Below are 19021 nucleotides of genomic sequence, written 5' to 3'. Positions count from 1 at the left end.
TTATAGAACCTCCGGTGCTAGTGATACAATTTTCATGAACTGCTTCTCACGTAATTCCCGAGCTACTGGGCCGAAGATACGTGTTCCGCGTGGTTCATCGTTATTATTTAACAATACAGCAGCATTGTCATCGAAACGGATGTAAGAACCATCTTTACGACGGATTTCTTTTTTCGTACGTACGACTACTGCTTTAGAAACGGTTCCTTTCTTCACGTTTCCTGAAGGTAAAGCGCTTTTCACGGTAACAACAACTTTATCACCGATAGATGCATAACGCTTACGCGTGCCGCCTAATACACGGATTACTAAAACCTCTTTAGCTCCGGAGTTGTCGGCTACATTTAATCTTGATTCCTGTTGTACCATTATTTAGCCCTTTCTAATATTTCAACCAATCTCCAGTTCTTTGTCTTACTCAGCGGACGTGTTTCCATGATTAATACCGTATCGCCGATACCGCAGGTATTAGTTTCGTCATGAGCTTTAAATTTGGTAGTTTTTTTCACGAACTTACCATAGATAGGGTGTTTCACTTTACGTTCAACAGCTACTACGATAGATTTGTCCATCTTGTTGCTAACTACCAAGCCGATTCTTGTTTTTCTTAAATTTCTTTCCATTTTTCGACTTTACATTTATGCCTCAGAGGCTGTTTCGGATTCCGCAGCAATTCTACGTCTTGAAATCTCTGTAGAGATACGAGCGATAGTCTTGCGCGCTGCTTTGATCGCATTAGGGTTCTCTATCGCGGAAACAGCATGTGCAAATTTCAACTTGTTAAGAGCAGCTTTCTCTTGTACGAGACGAGCTGTAAGTTCCTCTTGTGATAATTCGATAATTTCTGAATTCTTCATTTTCTTTCAGTGTTGTGTCGGGTTATCAATAGGGTTTATGCAAGATCTTATGGGTAACGGCCACAAAACCCAAACCAATTGACATTACCAACGTTTATGCTTCTACGTAGTCTCTACGTATAACAAATTTTGTTTGAACCGGTAATTTTTGAGCAGCTAAACGCAATGCTTCTTTGGCAATTTCCAAAGGCACCCCTTCTGCTTCAAATAACATACGGCCTGGACGCACTACGGCTACCCAGTATTCAGGAGCACCCTTACCTTTACCCATACGTACCTCTGCAGGCTTCTTGGTAACAGGTTTGTCAGGGAAAATACGGATCCACACTTGACCTTCACGTTTCATATAACGTGTTACGGCGATACGTGCAGCCTCAATCTGGCGGCTGGTGATCCATGCTGGCTCCATTGACTTGATACCGAAAGAACCGAAAGCTAACTCCGCTCCACGAGAAGCGTTACCTTTCATGCGGCCTTTCTGCATCTTTCTGAACTTCGTTCTTTTTGGCTGTAACATGTTCGTATTTTATTTAATCCGCCACCTGGCGGATATCTGTTTTAATCTATTAAACTAATTATCCTCTGTTTGAACCACCCCGGTTTCCGCCACGGTTGTTTCCACCACGGTTTCCACCACGTCCACCGCCTTTACGGTTATCACGACGATCACCACCGCCTTCGTTTCCGCCACGGGTTTTCGTGTTTGACGTTTGTCCGATATTAGGAGATAGATCACGTTTACCGTAAACTTCGCCTTTACAGATCCAAACTTTCACACCGATTTTACCGTAAGTAGTCAACGCTTCTGCTAATGCATAGTCGATGTCGGCACGGAATGTGTGCAAAGGAGTTCTTCCTTCTTTATATTGTTCGGTACGCGCCATTTCAGCACCGCCCAAACGACCTGAACACATTACCTTGATACCTTCAGCACCCATACGCATGGTTGAAGCTATCGCCGTTTTCATTGCACGACGGAATGAAATACGTGCTTCTAATTGTTTAGCAATACCTTCTGCTACCAATTTCGCATCAAGCTCTGGGCGTTTGATTTCGAAGATGTTGATTTGAACGTCTTTTTTTGTCAGTTTTTTCAACTCTTCTTTAATCTTGTCAACTTCTTGACCACCTTTACCGATCACGATTCCCGGACGAGCCGTATGGATAGTAACCGTGATGCGTTTCAAAGTTCTTTCAATAACAACCTTTGCTACCCCTCCTTTTGCGATACGTACAGAAAGATATTTTCTGATTTTTTCGTCCTCAACCAACTTATCAGAATAGTTGTTGCCTCCGAACCAATTAGAGTCCCATCCTTTGATGATCCCTAATCTGCTACCTATTGGATTTGCTTTTTGTCCCATTCTTATAATAAATTAGTTGTTTACGTTATTTAAACTATCTACTACCAAAGTTACATGGTTTGAACGTTTACGAATTCTATAGCCACGACCCTGTGGAGCTGGACGCAATCTTTTCAATTGACGACCTCCTCCTACTTGGATTTCTTTTACATACAAAGCGCTGTCTTCCAAAGAAACACCTTCATTCTTTGTTTCCCAGTTTTTGATAGCTGATAATAATAATTTCTCAACACGAGCAGCAGCTTCTTTTCCAGAGTGTTTCAAGATGTAAAGAGCCGATTCCACTTTTTCGCCACGAATAAGATCTACCACTAAACGCATTTTACGCGGTGAAGTAGGGCAGTTCAATAACTTGGCAGTAGAAGCTCCTCCTACTTGAGCTTTTTCCTGCTCTTTGCGCTGTCTGATTAAGACAGATTTTTTGAGTTTTTTTGTTGCTTCCATTACCTAATTATTTTTTCTTTTCTGCGTGGCCTTTGAATGTACGCGTAGGCGCGAATTCACCAAGCTTGTGACCAACCATATTTTCTGTTACATAAACAGGAATGAATTTGTTCCCGTTGTGCACTGCGAAGGTATGACCAACAAAATCAGGTGAAATCATTGATCTACGAGACCATGTTTTGATTACTGATTTTTTGTTTGTTTCATTCATAGAAAGAACTTTTCTTTCTAAGTTGTGATCGATATAAGGACCTTTTTTAATTGAACGAGCCATTATTTTTTCCTTCTCTCAATGATGTAACGATTCGATATTTTCTTCTTAGAACGTGTTTTGAAGCCTTTAGCCAACACACCTGTACGGGAGCGAGGGTGACCTCCTGATGAACGGCCTTCACCACCACCCATTGGGTGATCAACCGGGTTCATAGCGACACCACGAACGCGAGGACGACGTCCTAAATGACGTTTACGACCTGCTTTACCCATTACTTGGTTTGCTTTCTCTGCGTTCGATACGGAACCGATAGTCGCAACACATGTTGACAAGATCATACGTGTCTCGCCTGAAGGCAATTTAATGATGGCATACTTGCCGTCACGAGCCGACAATTGTGCGTACGTACCAGCCGAACGAGCAATTGAACCTCCTTGACCAGGATTCAATTCAATATTATGGATGATTGAACCTAGTGGGATATTTGCTAGTGGCAACGTGTTGCCTATTTCTGGGGCTACTTTATCACCTGCTACAATCGTTTGACCAACTGTTAATCCAGCTGGAGCAATGATGTAACGTTTTTCACCGTCAGCGTAGTGCAACAAGGCAATACGTGCTGTACGGTTTGGATCGTACTCAATGGTAGCAACTTTTGCAGGGATATCTTTTTTATCGCGTTTGAAATCAATTAATCGGTATACTTTTTTATGTCCCCCACCGAGATAACGCATAGTCATTTTACCGGACTTATTACGACCGCCTGATTTTTTAACGATACCAACTACTAATGATTTCTCCGGAACGTTAGTTGTAACGTCCGAGTAGTCAGCACCTACTCTAAAGCGAGTACCAGGGGTAACCGGTTTGAATCTTTTAACTGCCATTTCTTATTATAGTGTACTGTAAAAGTCAATAGTTTCACCATCTTTCACTGTGATGATGGCTTTTTTATATTTAGGAGCTCTTCCGGATACAAAGCCTGCTTTTGTATAACGGCTTTTTGCTTTACCTGCAACAACCGCTGTGTTGACTGCCAAAACAGTCACACCGAACATTTCTTCAACAGCTTGTTTAATCTGGATTTTATTAGCTCTGTGGTCAACCTTGAAAGCATAACGGTTTAGTTTCTCCGTCAATAACGAAGCTTTCTCAGTTAAAATAGGTTTTTTGATAATTTCCATATTACTTAGCGAATGCTTCCTCCAAAGTTTTAACAGAATCTGCCGTCAACAAAAGTTTGGTAGCGTTCAATACGTCGTACGTATTTAATTCTGCTGCAATAATAACTTTTGTTTTCTTCAAGTTTCTGCTTGATAAATAAACGTTCTTGTTTTCTGCTGGCAATACGAGAAGTGTTTTCTCATCGGCACAGTTTAATGCATTGATCAACGACACATAGCTTTTGGTTTTGATTGCATCGAAGTTTACTTCGTCCAATACTAAAATGTTGTTCTCTTTTGCTTTGTAGCTCAATGCAGACTTGCGGGCCACCTGCTTCAACTTTTTGTTCAATTTGAACGAATAGTCACGAGGTTGTGGACCAAATACACGACCACCACCATTAAACAATGGAGATTTGATAGAACCCGCACGGGCACCACCAGTACCTTTTTGTTTGTGTAATTTACGAGTAGAACCCGCGATTTCGTTACGTTGTTTAGATTTGTGTGTTCCTTGGCGTTGGTTCGCTAGGTATTGTTTCACATCCAAATAGATCGCATGGTCGTTTGGCTCTACGCCGAATACTGACTCAGGAAGCTGCACCTTGGCACCTGTTTCTTTACCTGATAAATTTAATACATTAACTTCCATCTCTCTACTATTTGTCTACGATTACATAAGAACCTTTAGCTCCGGGAACGGAACCATTAACAACAATAAGGTTTTGCTCAGGATAAATTTTCAAAACTTGTAGATTTTGAATCTTTACTCTGTCACCACCTGTGCGGCCTGCCATGCGTTTTCCTTTGAATACACGGGAAGGCCATGAAGCTGCTCCTAATGAACCTGGAGCGCGTAGCCTGTTGTGCTGACCGTGAGTCGCACCACCTACACCACCAAATCCGTGACGCTTCATTACACCTTGGAAGCCTTTACCTTTTGAAGTACCAACTACATCAACATACTCGCCTTCTTCAAAGATAGTGACATCCACTGTTTCACCTAGTTGCTTCTCATCTTCAAAATGTTTGAATTCAACTAGCTTACGCTTAGGACTAACCCCTGCTTTTGCAAAGTGTCCTTTTAAAGGAGCGGTCGTGTTCTTTTCTTTGGCATCATCATAGCCAAGCTGAACAGCCGAGTAGCCATCCTTTTCTACCGTACGTATATGCGTAACCACGCACGGCCCAGCCTCAATTACTGTACAAGGGATATTCTTCCCTTCCGCATCGAACAGGCTGGTCATTCCTACTTTTTTACCAATAATTCCTGACATCTTATAAATAAATTAATTAATCGTCCATCGAAGCAGTAGGGCTTCGCTCAAGACACACTTCCCCCATAAAGGGATTGCAAAGGTAGAAAGTTTTTTATAAGTATCAAATAGTTAGCGGATTATTTTTTTATTACCTAAACTTTTTTACCCCTTACAACATCTCGTTACTATTTACTCCCGCAAATAACGTATCACATTTGTTGTTCGTGAAAAATGAGTTCCGAATAGTGGTAATACTTAATACTGTTCTGTATTCAGCATCACGAGTGTACAGGCTTCGACCGTTTCAATCCCAGCTGCTTCAAGCTTCTGTTTAAGCTCGTCATTTTCGGTACCAGGATTAAAAATCACGCGCTTAGGTTTTGTTTGCAAAATATAATCATAATAAATGGATTGATTCTGTGGACCAACATACAGCGTAATCGTATCAATATCGGTATGGATATCGTCCATATTCTCTATATCAACGCCCGCCACTTTACCCTTTTTCCTTCCTACATTCACAATAGGGTATCCTTTACGAACCAATTTATTTGCTACCAAATAAGCGTACCGAGCTGGATTATTACTCGCACCAACAATAAGTGTCTTCTTCATAAATTGAACATAAGTTAGTTGACAATAAAATCACCATTTGCATTATAAGCGTTTTGCCTTAAAACAGGCATCTTCAAAATTTTATACAAGCCGTCCAGTTTTACCAAACTACCATTCACCATATTGGACAATAGGACAATCGTAATATCGTTTGTCAAATCCCGCACATATAGATTGCGAAATCCGTGCCACCATCCTGTATGATAAACTATTTGAGCTTCTTGGGGCGAAAATGTTCGCCAACCATACCCATAGCTAAAAAGACTGCGTCTTGCGTCACTACGAGGCACATAAGCAGAATCTAGCATGGCCTCTCCGATCACTCTTCCCTCTTTTAACGCGATGTCGAGCAAGAATAAATCCTGCACAGTACTGTAAATGCCTTTATCTCCAACAGGTCCATCCAAATAGTTTTGTACGACCGATCTCCGCCACACTCTATCGTGACCAACAACATCCGTCGGAATTTTATCGTAAACTGCTTTGGACAATACGGCTGTATTTTTCATACCTGCTGGATCAAAAATCGATTCTTTCATATACACTGCAAAATCCTGCCCGGTTACTTTTTCTATAATAGACGCCAGCACCATAAAGTTGGAATTATTGTAATGAAAACGTCCATCAGGAGCTCCGTACCGCATAGGCTTGTGCTCAATCAATAAATCCATCGCATCCATGTTGCTCATCGCTTTCGTCCTGTCCTTCCAAGCGTCCTCCGAAAAATAAATATAATTCGGAAGACCACTACGATGGCTCAACAACATTTGTATGGTAATGTCCGGATATGGAAAATCCGAAAAAAAATTGTTCACCGTCTGATCCAACCTCAATTTCTCCTCCTCCACCAATTTCAGTACCCCTAATGCCGTCAACGGTTTGGAAACCGAAGCCAACTCAAATTTCGACGTAATCTTCAAGCTATCCTTATGCAGATAATCTGCCCATCCAAATGTATTTTGGTAAATTATTTTACCCTTTTTAGCGATCAATACGTTTCCATTAAAAGCCGATTTCCGATGTAAATTCTGCATAAAAGCATCTATTTCAGGATCTGCATCTGCTGGATTATAGACCAACGCAATACTGTCCTTCTCTTGTTGCTTTTGCTGTTTCTGCTCTATTTTCTTTTGTTTCGCCGCCGGCGAAGAACAAGATACCAAACCGGCAATTAAACTGATAATTAAGATCTTCAAAAAATGTGTACTCACTGAACTACCTCTCCGATATGTTACGGTTTAATTAAATAAATGTTACCGATCCAAATTAATATTTATTAAAGGAAAAATCAAGAATTATTCTTTATCGTTTACATAAAAAAGGACATCGCTATGTAGATGTCCTTTCCTGTATTGTAATTATTAAAACACTTACGTTATGCTAAAAGCCTGATTGGCGCTTCTAATAATCCTTTTAATGTTTGCAAGAATGCTGCTCCAGTAGCGCCGTCAACCACGCGGTGGTCACAACCTAGTGTCAGCTTCATGATATTACCCGGAACGACAACACCATTTTTCACTACCGGAACCTGCTGGATAGCTCCTACAGACAGAATAGCACCATCAGGCGAATTGATAATAGACGTGAACTCGTCTATTCCAAACATACCTAAATTGGACACGGTAAATGTTGAACCTTCCCAATCTGATGGTTGCAATTTCTTCGCTTTCGCTTTCTGACCATACTCTTTCACTTCCGCAGAAATATGAGACAATGATTTACCATCAGCAAAACGTACAACCGGCACCAATAAGCCGTCTTCTACAGCCATCGCTACACCTACATTCACGTGCTCATTAAAACGAATAGTATCACCTTGCCATGAAGAATTTACGGCAGGATGTTGTTTCAATGCTACGGCAACCGCTTTAATAACGATATCGTTGAAAGACACCTTCACTGGTGCTACTGTATTAATTTGACCACGCGCTTCGATAGCATTGTCCATATCTACGGAGATAGTCAAATAGAAATGCGGTGCTGTGAATAGGGATTCTGATAATCGGCGAGCAATCGTTTTACGCATTTGCGAAACTTTTTGCTCGGTATGTTTTTCTTCACCAATATATTGCGGTAAGGCTATGGTTTTGGCTTCTGTACCTGCAGAAGCAGATGCCGGCGCAGAAGTTGCTTCTTTTGCTTTCGGAACAAAGTTCTCCACGTCCTTCTTGACGACCCGTCCGCCATCAGCAGAGCCTTTTACATCATTTAAATTGATACCTTTATCTTTCGCAATTTTACGTGCCAAAGGAGACGCTTTGATGCGCGAATCATCTGATGTACTAGCTGGAGAGGTTGAAGTTGTTACTTCTTCTTTCGTTTCCGCCTTTTCCTGCTTAGGCTCTTCCGATTTCGACGCTTTTGCCGGAGCACTTGATTTCTGTTTTAGTAAAGGTGTTACATCTGTACCCTCTGGACCAACGATAGCAATAATATCATTCACTTTCGCCGCTTGTCCGGCTTCTACACCGACGTACAACAATGTGCCTTCTGCGTACGCAGTTACTTCCATCGTTGCCTTGTCTGTTTCTACATCCGCAATAGCGTCATCAGACTTGATGGCATCTCCTACCTTGAAGTTCCACTGTGCGATTACCCCCTCTGTCATTGTATCGCTCAACAGTGGCATCGTGATAACTGTACAATCTAAGTCTTCCGCGGAAACGGTCGATGAATCGTCGTCTGCCTCATCTGAAGCAGCTTCTTCTTCCTTTTTTGGAGCGTCTTCTTTCTTAACTTCCTCTTTAGAAGATGAACCGTCTCCCTCTAATAAGGCTTTGTAATCTTCTCCTTCTTCTCCTAAAACGGCAATTACAGCATCGACTGCTACCGCCTCACCTTCCTTTGGGCCTATGTACAACAATGTTCCTTCTTGATAAGATTCAAAATCCATTGTTGCTTTATCTGTTTCAACTTCGGCAACTAAATCACCGGAGTTTACCTTATCACCGACTTTTTTGTGCCATTTAGCAATTACACCTTCGGTCATGGTGTCGCTCATTTTCGGCATTCTTACTACTTCAGCCATATTGTATAGTAGATTATATCGTTAAGTTAAAGTAATTCGCTAAATCATTCCTTTATAAAAGGATAATCCTCTTGTACATACACATCTTCATAGATAGCCGAAGGATCTGGATAAGGAGATTCTTCTGCGAACTTCACAGCCTCTTCTACCACTTTTTTCACTTCAGCTTCTACTTCTTTAAACCATGCCTCGTCTGCATATTTATTATCCATAATCGCAGCTTTGGTGGTAATTAATGGATCTTTTCCTTTATACTCTTCCAACTCTTCTTTTGTACGGTATTTAGCTGGATCTGACATAGAGTGCCCCTTATAACGGTAAGTACGAATTTCTAAGAAAGTTGGTCCTTCACCTGCACGAGCACGTTGAACAGCCTCATCCATAGCATTGTGTACAGCCACCGGGTCCATTCCATCTACTGGAGCGCTCGGCATATCAAAAGCATGTCCCATCTTGTAGATATCCATCATGTTTGTGGTACGCTTTACCGAGGTACCCATAGCATATCCGTTGTTCTCACACACAAAAATAACAGGTAATTTCCACAACATCGCCATGTTAAATGCCTCATTTAAAGCCCCCTGACGAACAGCACCATCCCCCATGAAACATACGTTGACATTATCATTGCCCAAATACTGTTCGGCAAAAGCAATACCAGCGCCCAAAGGAATCTGTCCGCCAACGATACCATGTCCTCCCATCATTTTATGTTCTTTAGAGAAAAAGTGCATCGAACCACCTTTACCTTTCGAGCAACCTGTTACTTTTCCAAAAAGCTCCGCCATACATTCGTTGGCAGACATACCTTTTGCCAAAGCATGCGCATGATCACGGTAAGATGTTATGACAGAATCATCTGGTCTGGTAGCAGAAATAGTGCCTGCCATGACAGCTTCCTGACCAATGTAAAGGTGACAAAATCCGCGGATTTTTTGCTGACCATATAATTGGCCTGCTTTCTCCTCGAATTTACGCATAAGTAACATGGACTTATACCATTCTAAGTATGTTTCTTTTGTTATAGGTGTTGAACTCATTTTGAAGTATTGAATTTCTTAACTAATCCGACCACAAATCTAATCATTTATAACGATATATCGGACAATATTTCAGCAGGAAATGGTGTTTTTTGTCAAAAAAGCAACCAGCTGTTCCAATGAAAATTTTTGCTGCTCACCCGATACCATATCTTTCAATGAATACGCACCGGATGCTATCTCCTCCTCTCCCATCAACAATACATAAGGAATTTGTTTGCCATCCGCATACCCCATTTGTTTCTTCAACTTTGCTGGAGCAGGATAAAGCTCAGCAGCGACGCCAGCTTCTCTGAGATTGTATAACAACGGAAGTGTATGTCCATATGTTTCCTCACCGAAATTCACAATAAGTACTTGGGTCGAAACAGAAGAGGAAACAGGAAAAAGTTCCAGTTCTTCCAAAACATCATAGATACGATCGGCACCAAATGAAATACCTACTCCGGTAAGATCTTTTAGCCCAAACATCCCGGTTAAGTCATCATATCGACCTCCGCCTCCAATACTCCCCATCGAGACTTCATTTGTCTTTACTTCAAAAATACAACCCGTATAATAATTTAATCCACGTGCAAGCGTAATATCTATCTCCACGACAGCATCCAATAATTTCTCTACCCCAAAACTTCCTAGATAATGGAAAACTTCCTCTATCTCCGCAATACCTCGCAAACCAATAGAGGAAGCAGACAACACCTGTTTTAGTGACGCTAGCTTTTCATTGTTGGAACCACTAAGTAGAATGATAGGCTTCAAAATATCCAGATCCGCCTCCGTAAAGCTCCGGTCTAACAGCTCTTTGTTCACTCCATCCAATCCAATTTTATCTAGCTTGTCGATGGCCACAGTCATATCCACAATCAGCTCCGGTTTTCCGATCACCTCCGCAATACCTGATAAAATCTTACGATTATTGATCTTGATGGTAAAATCTTTCAGCCCTAAAGCCACCAAAGCCTCTTGATAAATCAATACAAATTCTGCTTCATTCAGCAATGACGGAGACCCCACTACATCGACATCACATTGATAAAACTCTCTATACCGCCCACGCTGCGGTCTATCCGCCCGCCACACAGGCTGTATCTGGAAGCGTTTGAAAGGCAGCACAATTTCGTGTTGGTGCATAACAACGTATCGAGCGAAAGGCACGGTTAAATCATAACGGAGTGCTTTTTCCGAAATATGGGAAATTATTTTATTGGAAGCCCTTGTATTCAAAAACTCCTCCGGAGCTTTCGCCAGATAATCGCCCGAGTTGAGTATTTTAAAAATTAACTTATCTCCTTCTTCACCATATTTCCCGGTTAAGGTAGATAAGTTTTCGAACGAGGGGGTTTGAATCTCGTTGTAACCAAATTTCTTAAAAACTGTTCTTAGGATATTGAATATGTAATTTCGTTTTTCCATCTCTCGAGGAGAGAAATCACGCGTGCCTTTTGCTAATGAAGGTTTGATATTTGCCATACGGCAAAGGTAACTTTTTCTTCTTTCTTTTTCTTCGCGAAAAAGAAACAAAAGCTCGTCGCTTCAGATGACCTCAAACACTTTCAATTCTTCGCAGGCCTTTTCCGCTGCTAGTTTTTCAGCACTCTTTTTATTAAAGTCCTTGCCTTGCCCCTGTACCTCGCCGTCTATAACTACTTTCACCGTAAACAACTTGGGCGATTCGCCTGGCGGACTTTCGACCGGCACAAACTGAATTTCCTTGCCAAAATGCTGACACCACTCGATGAGCCGGCTTTTAAAATTAGTTTCGGTGATTTCCAACAGATGGATATCAACATGGGGCTTGATAATCCTCATTAACAGAAATTCCCGAGTGAATGAATACCCTTTATCCATATATACTGCTCCGACGACCGCCTCAAAAGCATCTCCAAGCAAAGACCCTTGCTTGTTCGGGTAACTAATCATACGAGCATCGTATTCTATCAACTCATTAAAACCTAACTTACGAGATAGTTGGTTCAAATTGGCGCGACTAACGATTTTTGAACGAAGTTCTGTCAAAAAACCTTCATCTTTGTAAGGATATAACTTAAATAGCAACTCCGCAACGACAGAACCTAAAACCGCATCTCCCAAAAACTCGAGCCGTTCATTACTATTCTTAACGCCGTCCTTGATTGTCGTTGCAACAGATTTATGGCGAAAAGCCATCTGGTACAACTTGATATTTCCGGGGACAAACCCAAGAATATTCTTCAGTTTACGAACGTAAGCTTTATGCGGAGAAAAGTATAAATAGTATATCCTCAAGAAAGGCATTAAGTATCTGATATAAATAAGTAATAGGCAGTTTCTCTTCGAAACCACCTATTATTTGTATCTCAATAATCCCCTCTTCTTAATATCATTACAATATTAAGAGTGGTATTTCTTTACAATAATGGATGCATTATGACCACCGAAACCGAAAGTGTTACTTAATGCAGCATTTACTTCCCGCTTCTGAGCCTTATTAAATGTAAAGTTTAGATTAGGATCAATCTCCGGGTCATCTGTAAAATGATTAATAGTAGGTGGTACAATATCATTTTTTACTGTCAAAATAGAAGCAATAGCTTCTACAGCTCCCGCCGCACCCAGAAGATGTCCTGTCATGGATTTTGTCGAACTGAGGTTCATTTTATAGGCATGTTCACCAAATAAGCCGATAATAGCTTTTGGTTCACTGAGATCACCAACCGGCGTAGATGTACCGTGAAGATTGATATAATCAATATCCGAATACTCGAGCTCTGCATCCGCAACAGCCATATTCATCGCTAATTTAGCCCCCAGCCCCTCGGGATGAGATGCGGTAATGTGGTGTGCATCGGCACTCATACCACCACCTGCAACTTCAGCATAAATTTTAGCTCCACGTGCTAGAGCATGTTCCAGACTTTCCAAGATAATAGCCCCGGAACCTTCACCTGAGACAAAACCATCGCGATCTTTGTCAAATGGACGAGATGCCGTTTTAGGGTCGTTATTGCGGGTAGACAGCGCATGCATTGCATTAAATCCACCTATCCCGGCTTCGTTTACCGTCGCTTCCGATCCACCAGTGATAATGATATCAGCCTTACCCAACCGAATATAGTTAAAGGCATCAATCATCGCGTTCGTGGCAGAGGCGCAGGCAGAAACTGCCGAAAAATTTGGCCCGTGCAAACCATAGCGCATAGAAATATGACCAGGAGCTATATCAATAAGCATCTTCGGGATAAAGAAAGGATTGAAACGAGGTGTTCCGTCTCCTCTGACAAAGTTTGCCACTTCTTCCGTAAAAGTCGTCAGCCCACCAATGCCAGCTCCCCAAATAACACCGATTCGGTTTCTGTCTAGTTTATCGAATTCTAATCCAGCATCCTTTACTGCCTCATCTGTAGAGGCGATAGCATACTGAACGAAAGGATCGACCTTGCGAGCCTCTTTGCGATCCATATAGTTATGTGGATCAAATCCCTTCACTTCACAAGCGAATTGGGTCTTAAATTTTGATGCATCGAAATGCGTAATAGGAGCAGCACCGCTCACACCATTAACCAATCCGTCCCAATAACTTGAAACGTCATTTCCTAAAGGTGTAAGGGCGCCTAACCCTGTTACAACTACTCTTTTAAGCTCCATTAAGTATGTTTGGCCTAATAAATTAGTTATTAACGTTCTTTTCTAAATAAGAGATAGCCTGACCTACTGTACTGATGTTTTCAGCTTGATCATCTGGAATAGCCACGTTAAATTCTTTTTCGAACTCCATGATCAACTCAACTGTGTCAAGTGAGTCTGCACCTAAATCATTCGTGAAGGAAGCCTCTGGTGTTACTTCTGCTTCGTCTACACCTAACTTTTCAACGATAATTGCTTTTACTCTTGATGCGATATCTGACATGATTTTATAATTTAATTGTTTAATAAATCTGTGCAAAGAAAAATAAATTTCCCCAAATATCAAACCCTTTTTTGACTTGATGATAGGAAACAACAATATCCCGGCTATTTATCCAGTTCAAAAACCGCTCCTATAAAGAGCGTATCCAATATTACTATTTTTTTTTGTTTATACCAAGAACTTTAAAACCAACATGCATTTTAACCATAAAAATCAGTTAAAATATGCTTTCCAGTCTATTTTTTCCTAATTTCGAAAACTGTGAGCATTACAAAAAAACATCTGACACTTGATCTCGATTTCGATATCGAACTCGATTTTGTATTGATTGGTATCAGTTCACCTCTACGCGACTACAGACTCTGTCATTTTCTGTACAAGCATGCTGGCCTGGCATTTGTTCGCGGAAAAGAAGATTATATAGATCATAAAGGTTATGTAAAAGAAAAGGAGCTGGACGAAATGGATTACCATATTGTGTACGAGAAAAACAAACAAAAGAAGCTCCTCAAACATTATTTTACAATATACCGCTATTGCGATGACAATTTCGAATTCGAATTCTACATCATTAATAACCGTAGCTTAGAAGGTACTTTTCTTCTACCGGAACTTCCAAATTTTGACTACTTTTTAATCATCAAACACTATATAGACCGAGAAGACATTCATACATTACTAGAAGAAATAAAGGATATTAACGAGGTTATTCTAGCCAAAAAGTTAGACCCAGCTTCATTGAAATCCAAAGAAAATCTTATATTTTAGCACTTTAAAATAATGCAAAGTGTAAAATTTACACTTTCTTAAACCTAACTTATTAAACAGATTGCTATTTTTGCACAATTCTGTTTAACTTCTTAAGAAGATAAAATATACATAAATAAAACACTGTAAATGAACAAGATTCAAAAAAGGACAAAAATTGTTGCCACACTAGGTCCGGCATCGTCGGATAAGACAATATTGACCAACATGATTGCAAAAGGCGTGGATGTTTGCCGTCTTAATTTTTCCCACGGCAGCCAAGACGACCACCTCAAAGTGATTAAAACCATCCAAGAAATTAATAATGAATACCCTTTTAACGTCGGAATTTTGGCGGACCTTCAAGGCCCTAAAATCCGTATCGGAAAAGTGAAAGAAGGTGGCGCCATCTTAGTCAATGGTGCAGAAGTCGAGATTACCACCGAAGAACTCATAGGCGACGAAAAGCGTATATATATCACCTACGACAATTTTCCTAATGATGTTAAAGAGAATGAAATTATCCTATTGGACGATGGAAAGCTACAATTGAGGGTCATCAGCACAAACCACAAAGATACGGTGAAGTGTCAAGTGGTACATGGTGGTGTATTGACTTCCCGCAAAGGTGTCAATCTCCCCAACACAAAAGTTTCCATCCCATCCCTTACGGAAGAAGATTTGGACAACCTCCACTTTGCTTTGGACAACGGAGCGGACTGGATTGCTATGTCTTTTGTACGTTCGGCAGAAGATATCCACCAATGTAAGGAAATCATCAAAGCTAAAGGAAGCCATGCGTTAGTCATTGCTAAAATTGAGAAACCGGAAGCTATTGATAATATTGATGCGATTATCGAAGCTACAGACGCGATTATGGTTGCCCGCGGTGACCTCGGTGTGGAAATGCCTATGGAAGTTGTTCCTGGTTTACAAAAGATGATCGTTCAAAAATGTCGTGATCTTTCGAAACCGGTTATCATTGCCACGCAGATGTTGGAAAGTATGATCACGACACCTCGCCCTACACGTGCAGAGGTAAATGATGTTGCCAATTCGGTATTAGATGGTGCTGATGCGGTGATGTTGAGCGGCGAAACATCTGTCGGAGAGTTTCCTGAAATTGTTATCGAAACAATGGCAAAAGTAATTACACAGGTGGAACGTACGTCTTATCCATATTACAGCCATAAAGACAGCATTCACGCGAATACAACGAAAATACCAGATGCCATTTGCAGCTCCTCTATACATCTCGCTAAAAACACAAATGCATCGGCTATCGCGGTTATGACATCGTCGGGATATACCGCATTTGAAATTTCAAGCTACCGTCCGAATACCGATATCTATGTATTTACAGGTAATAAAAAATTGATAAACTTGCTGAGTTTAGTATGGGGAGTACGTGTTTTCGTATATAGTAAATTTGAGAGCACCGATGGCACTATTCAAGATGTGAACGGCTTGCTTAAAGAACTTAATCTAGTATCTCCAGGTCAGATTGTCATTAACACCGCTTCAACTCCTTTGCACCAAAAAGGAAAAACGAATACCATTCGGGTATCCCAGCTGAGTTAAGATGATATCAACTAATAAAAAAAGCGTGGATTTAAAGTCCACGCTTTTTTTTATCCTTTTTGTATCAAAGCTATTACAAGTATCAATTTAACATGATTTTACCTATTTTCTTCTTTTCTTTGGTCTACTAGCTTTAATTAATGAAAAGGTGTATACTTATTTTTCTGTGTATTGTCAGTCATTACCTGTTTGCACAATCCATACAAGGCGTAGTTGTCGACGAGGCAGACCAAAAAGCATTGGAAAATGCTTCTATAGTCCTTTTGGATACAGATTCCATTATGCGATATTTTACACGAGCTAACGCGAGTGGAAAATTCAGCTTGGAAAAAATAGAAAAAGGAGAATACCTGTTATTAGTTACTTACCCAAAATTCGAAATTTATAGCCAGCCATTAGAAATAAAGAACGACAATATTGATCTGAAAACCATCGGGATCAACTCACAATCTAACCTACTCGAAGAGGTTGTCATCAATCAGAAAATCCCCATTAAAATCAAAGGTGACACGATAGAATATGACGCAGGCAGCTTTGAAACGGAAAAAAATGCCAAGCTCGAAGATCTCCTACGCAGATTACCCGGATTAACCGTATCGGCTTCTGGCGACATCACCGCACAAGGGAAAAGTGTATCTAAAGTTTTGATTGATGGCGAAGAATTTTTTGGTTACGACCCAAAGATCGCCATTCGCAATGTCAGAGCTGATGCTGTGGACAAGGTTCAAGTGTATGAACGAAAATCGGAAGAGGCTGAATTGACGGGTATAGACGATGGTGTACGACACCAAACGGTCAACGTTGTATTAAAAGAAGAGGCGAGACGTGGCATCTTCGGAAATGCCAATGCCAGTGCAGGCACAAAAGAGCTTTTTGACTTTAATGCATTCGCCGCAAAATTCAATCGGTCGGAACGCCTTGCTATCACAGGGAACTGGAATAACATGGGAAATAGTGGTGACGCCAGCCGGATCCGCATGAACAACCAAATCATCGGGCATCCGATGCATAAAAGTGCCGGAGTGAACTACGAAAATAATTTTTTTGAAAAAAAACTGCATCTTACCTCTAGCTATAATTTCACCAACAACGGCACGGCAAACGAATCCAACAGCTATAACAAACGTGTACTGAACGACAATCAAACACAGGAAACTACCCGAGAAGGAAGCTCGGAAAACGACAGTAGAAACCATGTCCTGCGTTCGCAAATCCGTTACCGCATCGATTCCCTTAGCAACTTAAATATACAACTAAACGGCGGTAAGGGAAAACAAACCGCTGCTTCCAGCTCGTCCAATAGCACCTTGCGAAACGAAAACTTAAAAGCAAACGAGTTTGAAGGTCGGAACAATAGTGAAAGCGATAGTGAAAACCTTAATTTACGGGTAGATTATCGACGGCGGTTGAATAAAAAAGGTCGGAGTTTAAATCTCCATCTGAATACAAAAGTAGACAATTCTACATCCACCAATCAAGTAGATGAACAAACAAATTTATATGATACGTTCGGTGTTGTTCAAGATACGGTGATTGTTGACCAAACACGTTTATCGGAGAACAAAAGCAATAACCTGGGCGCATCTATAAATATCAGTGAGCCGTTAACAAAACAATTAAACCTTACATTGGGTTACAACTTCAACACCTCTGCTCGAGATGCCCTCGTCAATGCATATAATAATGATACCGACGCTACCCGTATCTTGGATAGTCTCTATTCAAAAAACGAAACCAATAATGCGCGTACGAATGGTATGGACGTTAACTTAAACTTCCATAGTGATAAGCTTAACGTGAATCTATCTAATCGGACAACGCATAGACATCAAGCGTTAGCCGACAGTTACCGGAACATCGGACTTTCCAGAAACTTCTGGCAGAATAACTTGAATGCAAATGTGTCCTACAGAATCACGAACAACAAGAATCTTACAATAGGTTACCATAACAACACGAATGTACCCAGCTTTTCACAACTACAACCTATACAGCCCCCTACTAACGAACTGTACCGGCAACTTGGAAACCCCGATTTGAAACGAGAAACAAATAATAATATAAACTTCAATTTTAATAAGTTTAGTCTGTTGAAAGCATCCTCTTTTAACATCAACGCGAATAGTGGTTTCACCAAAAATGCCATTGTCAACCGGTCCATTATCGACGATGAAGGGAGAACCACCACCACATTTGTTAACATCCAAGATCATATCAACTGGAACGGGCGTATTCACGCTAATTACACCCGCCCCATTTTAAACGGCGGCGTTCAGTTTGGGCCGTTCACGTCCGCACAGTTCAGCAATAACTATGGATACATCAACGGCGACCTCAATCGTAGCAACAACACCAATGCCAGTGCCGGGATCAATGCAAATAAGCAAACGTCAAAGAATGTAGATTTCAACCTCAACCTAAGCTTTGGGATTAACAATGAGGTGAATACTATTCAGCGACAGCTCAATAATACCGCGTTTAGATCTTCGGCAAATGCCGATTTAAAATATTTCCTTCCGTTTAAGTTTAGCTTAACGCAGGTACTGTTTTATAGCTATACCGGAAAATCAAAGGTTTTCCCAGATCCTATCCAACAATTCTATATGAATTTGGAACTTACACGCAAACTACTGAAAGACGAATCCCTTTTGCTCAGCGTGAAAGCTTTTGACGTATTCAATAGCTTTAACAATACCAACCGTTCTTTCAATAACAACAGCTTCTCCGAGTCACAACAGGAGATGCTTACACAATATTTTATGGTTGGTGTGAAATGGGATTTTAACAAAAATTTAGGAAAGAAAAGTGGAGATTAAAAAAAAC

Annotated in this window: 22 protein-coding genes; 3 read left to right on the top strand and 19 right to left on the bottom strand. The window is 40.8% G+C overall.

Going from position 1 to position 19021, the window contains the following annotated elements; genetic code table 11:
• From rplN to FXV77_RS13855, 19 genes are all read right to left on the bottom strand, one after another.
• Nucleotides 1-369: a 50S ribosomal protein L14 gene (rplN, locus tag FXV77_RS13945; protein WP_130143044.1), complete on the bottom strand. Its 369-nt coding sequence runs from the start codon at nt 367-369 to the stop codon at nt 1-3.
• Nucleotides 369-623 (bottom strand): 30S ribosomal protein S17, encoded by a 255-nt coding sequence (gene rpsQ, locus FXV77_RS13940; RefSeq protein ID WP_099370336.1) that lies wholly within the window; start codon nt 621-623, stop codon nt 369-371. The genes rplN and rpsQ overlap by 1 nt, the downstream gene beginning before the upstream one ends.
• A gap of 15 nt (nt 624-638) precedes the next feature.
• A complete protein-coding gene (gene rpmC / locus FXV77_RS13935) occupies nt 639-857 on the bottom strand; it encodes a 50S ribosomal protein L29 (protein ID WP_148919842.1) in 219 nt (72 codons plus the stop codon).
• A 94-nt stretch (nt 858-951) separates the two neighbouring features.
• Nucleotides 952-1374: a 50S ribosomal protein L16 gene (gene rplP / locus FXV77_RS13930; protein WP_099365474.1), complete on the bottom strand. Its 423-nt coding sequence runs from the start codon at nt 1372-1374 to the stop codon at nt 952-954.
• Nucleotides 1375-1432: 58 nt separating this feature from the next.
• The gene (rpsC, locus tag FXV77_RS13925) at nt 1433-2221 is read right to left on the bottom strand and encodes a 30S ribosomal protein S3 (RefSeq protein WP_148919841.1); all 789 of its coding nucleotides are present in this window, start codon (nt 2219-2221) and stop codon (nt 1433-1435) included.
• Nucleotides 2222-2233: 12 nt separating this feature from the next.
• Nucleotides 2234-2665: a 50S ribosomal protein L22 gene (gene rplV, locus FXV77_RS13920; protein ID WP_148919840.1), complete on the bottom strand. Its 432-nt coding sequence runs from the start codon at nt 2663-2665 to the stop codon at nt 2234-2236.
• A gap of 7 nt (nt 2666-2672) precedes the next feature.
• Nucleotides 2673-2939 (bottom strand): 30S ribosomal protein S19, encoded by a 267-nt coding sequence (gene rpsS, locus FXV77_RS13915; protein WP_037498931.1) that lies wholly within the window; start codon nt 2937-2939, stop codon nt 2673-2675.
• Complete coding sequence (gene rplB / locus FXV77_RS13910) at nt 2939-3766, bottom strand: 50S ribosomal protein L2 (protein ID WP_148919839.1); 828 nt, start codon at nt 3764-3766, stop codon at nt 2939-2941. The genes rpsS and rplB overlap by 1 nt, the downstream gene beginning before the upstream one ends.
• A 6-nt stretch (nt 3767-3772) precedes the next feature.
• Nucleotides 3773-4063, bottom strand: a complete 291-nt coding sequence (gene rplW, locus FXV77_RS13905; RefSeq protein ID WP_130143038.1) for a 50S ribosomal protein L23 — start codon at nt 4061-4063, stop codon at nt 3773-3775.
• 1 nt (nt 4064) lies between these two features.
• The gene (rplD, locus tag FXV77_RS13900; RefSeq protein WP_148919838.1) at nt 4065-4694 is read right to left on the bottom strand and encodes a 50S ribosomal protein L4; all 630 of its coding nucleotides are present in this window, start codon (nt 4692-4694) and stop codon (nt 4065-4067) included.
• 7 nt (nt 4695-4701) lie between these two features.
• Complete coding sequence (rplC, locus tag FXV77_RS13895) at nt 4702-5319, bottom strand: 50S ribosomal protein L3 (protein ID WP_148919837.1); 618 nt, start codon at nt 5317-5319, stop codon at nt 4702-4704.
• Nucleotides 5320-5556: 237 nt separating this feature from the next.
• Nucleotides 5557-5916: a CoA-binding protein gene (locus FXV77_RS13890; protein ID WP_148919836.1), complete on the bottom strand. Its 360-nt coding sequence runs from the start codon at nt 5914-5916 to the stop codon at nt 5557-5559.
• A 14-nt stretch (nt 5917-5930) separates the two neighbouring features.
• Complete coding sequence (locus FXV77_RS13885; protein ID WP_148919835.1) at nt 5931-7112, bottom strand: serine hydrolase domain-containing protein; 1182 nt, start codon at nt 7110-7112, stop codon at nt 5931-5933.
• Nucleotides 7113-7291: 179 nt separating this feature from the next.
• Nucleotides 7292-8944, bottom strand: a complete 1653-nt coding sequence (locus FXV77_RS13880; protein WP_148919834.1) for a pyruvate dehydrogenase complex dihydrolipoamide acetyltransferase — start codon at nt 8942-8944, stop codon at nt 7292-7294.
• A gap of 44 nt (nt 8945-8988) precedes the next feature.
• The gene (gene pdhA, locus FXV77_RS13875; protein WP_148919833.1) at nt 8989-9984 is read right to left on the bottom strand and encodes a pyruvate dehydrogenase (acetyl-transferring) E1 component subunit alpha; all 996 of its coding nucleotides are present in this window, start codon (nt 9982-9984) and stop codon (nt 8989-8991) included.
• A gap of 72 nt (nt 9985-10056) precedes the next feature.
• Nucleotides 10057-11454 carry a histidine--tRNA ligase gene (hisS, locus tag FXV77_RS13870; RefSeq protein ID WP_148919832.1) on the bottom strand — a complete coding sequence of 466 codons (1398 nt, stop codon included), beginning with the start codon at nt 11452-11454 and terminating at the stop codon, nt 10057-10059.
• A 63-nt stretch (nt 11455-11517) separates the two neighbouring features.
• Nucleotides 11518-12258 (bottom strand): ribonuclease III, encoded by a 741-nt coding sequence (gene rnc / locus FXV77_RS13865; RefSeq protein ID WP_148919831.1) that lies wholly within the window; start codon nt 12256-12258, stop codon nt 11518-11520.
• A gap of 96 nt (nt 12259-12354) precedes the next feature.
• Nucleotides 12355-13608: a beta-ketoacyl-ACP synthase II gene (gene fabF, locus FXV77_RS13860; RefSeq protein ID WP_148919830.1), complete on the bottom strand. Its 1254-nt coding sequence runs from the start codon at nt 13606-13608 to the stop codon at nt 12355-12357.
• 22 nt (nt 13609-13630) lie between these two features.
• Complete coding sequence (locus FXV77_RS13855; protein WP_105717695.1) at nt 13631-13870, bottom strand: acyl carrier protein; 240 nt, start codon at nt 13868-13870, stop codon at nt 13631-13633.
• 261 nt (nt 13871-14131) lie between these two features.
• On the opposite strand from FXV77_RS13855, the gene FXV77_RS13850 reads away from it, so the two are divergent.
• The 3 genes from FXV77_RS13850 (at nt 14132) to FXV77_RS13840 (ending at nt 19014) form a co-directional block, all read left to right on the top strand.
• Entirely contained in the window at nt 14132-14638 is a 507-nt protein-coding gene (locus FXV77_RS13850) for an IPExxxVDY family protein (RefSeq protein ID WP_246162471.1), read from the top strand.
• Between the two features lie 129 nt (nt 14639-14767).
• Complete coding sequence (gene pyk / locus FXV77_RS13845) at nt 14768-16198, top strand: pyruvate kinase (RefSeq protein WP_148919829.1); 1431 nt, start codon at nt 14768-14770, stop codon at nt 16196-16198.
• Nucleotides 16199-16338: 140 nt separating this feature from the next.
• Nucleotides 16339-19014 (top strand): TonB-dependent receptor domain-containing protein, encoded by a 2676-nt coding sequence (locus FXV77_RS13840; protein ID WP_148919828.1) that lies wholly within the window; start codon nt 16339-16341, stop codon nt 19012-19014.
• Nucleotides 19015-19021 lie beyond the last annotated feature (7 nt).

The sequence above is a fragment of the Sphingobacterium phlebotomi genome (genome assembly GCF_008180195.1).
In the GTDB taxonomy this organism is placed as follows: Bacteria; Bacteroidota; Bacteroidia; order Sphingobacteriales; family Sphingobacteriaceae; genus Sphingobacterium; species Sphingobacterium phlebotomi.
Note: the sequence above shows the minus strand (reverse complement) of the source record. Positions and strands in the feature narration are given on the sequence as shown.

Excerpts from the sequence above, each read along its gene's own strand:
- rplN (WP_130143044.1), bottom strand. The coding sequence starts at position 369 with ATGGTACAACAGGAATCAAGATTAAATGTAGCCGACAACTCCGGAGCT.
- rpsQ (WP_099370336.1), bottom strand. The coding sequence starts at position 623 with ATGGAAAGAAATTTAAGAAAAACAAGAATCGGCTTGGTAGTTAGCAAC.
- rpmC (WP_148919842.1), bottom strand. The coding sequence starts at position 857 with ATGAAGAATTCAGAAATTATCGAATTATCACAAGAGGAACTTACAGCT.
- rplP (WP_099365474.1), bottom strand. The coding sequence starts at position 1,374 with ATGTTACAGCCAAAAAGAACGAAGTTCAGAAAGATGCAGAAAGGCCGC.
- rpsC (WP_148919841.1), bottom strand. The coding sequence starts at position 2,221 with ATGGGACAAAAAGCAAATCCAATAGGTAGCAGATTAGGGATCATCAAA.
- rplV (WP_148919840.1), bottom strand. The coding sequence starts at position 2,665 with ATGGAAGCAACAAAAAAACTCAAAAAATCTGTCTTAATCAGACAGCGC.
- rpsS (WP_037498931.1), bottom strand. The coding sequence starts at position 2,939 with ATGGCTCGTTCAATTAAAAAAGGTCCTTATATCGATCACAACTTAGAA.
- rplB (WP_148919839.1), bottom strand. The coding sequence starts at position 3,766 with ATGGCAGTTAAAAGATTCAAACCGGTTACCCCTGGTACTCGCTTTAGA.
- rplW (WP_130143038.1), bottom strand. The coding sequence starts at position 4,063 with ATGGAAATTATCAAAAAACCTATTTTAACTGAGAAAGCTTCGTTATTG.
- rplD (WP_148919838.1), bottom strand. The coding sequence starts at position 4,694 with ATGGAAGTTAATGTATTAAATTTATCAGGTAAAGAAACAGGTGCCAAG.
- rplC (WP_148919837.1), bottom strand. The coding sequence starts at position 5,319 with ATGTCAGGAATTATTGGTAAAAAAGTAGGAATGACCAGCCTGTTCGAT.
- FXV77_RS13890 (WP_148919836.1), bottom strand. The coding sequence starts at position 5,916 with ATGAAGAAGACACTTATTGTTGGTGCGAGTAATAATCCAGCTCGGTAC.
- FXV77_RS13880 (WP_148919834.1), bottom strand. The coding sequence starts at position 8,944 with ATGGCTGAAGTAGTAAGAATGCCGAAAATGAGCGACACCATGACCGAA.
- pdhA (WP_148919833.1), bottom strand. The coding sequence starts at position 9,984 with ATGAGTTCAACACCTATAACAAAAGAAACATACTTAGAATGGTATAAG.
- hisS (WP_148919832.1), bottom strand. The coding sequence starts at position 11,454 with ATGGCAAATATCAAACCTTCATTAGCAAAAGGCACGCGTGATTTCTCT.
- rnc (WP_148919831.1), bottom strand. The coding sequence starts at position 12,258 with ATGCCTTTCTTGAGGATATACTATTTATACTTTTCTCCGCATAAAGCT.
- fabF (WP_148919830.1), bottom strand. The coding sequence starts at position 13,608 with ATGGAGCTTAAAAGAGTAGTTGTAACAGGGTTAGGCGCCCTTACACCT.
- FXV77_RS13855 (WP_105717695.1), bottom strand. The coding sequence starts at position 13,870 with ATGTCAGATATCGCATCAAGAGTAAAAGCAATTATCGTTGAAAAGTTA.
- pyk (WP_148919829.1), top strand. The coding sequence starts at position 14,768 with ATGAACAAGATTCAAAAAAGGACAAAAATTGTTGCCACACTAGGTCCG.
- FXV77_RS13840 (WP_148919828.1), top strand. The coding sequence starts at position 16,339 with ATGAAAAGGTGTATACTTATTTTTCTGTGTATTGTCAGTCATTACCTG.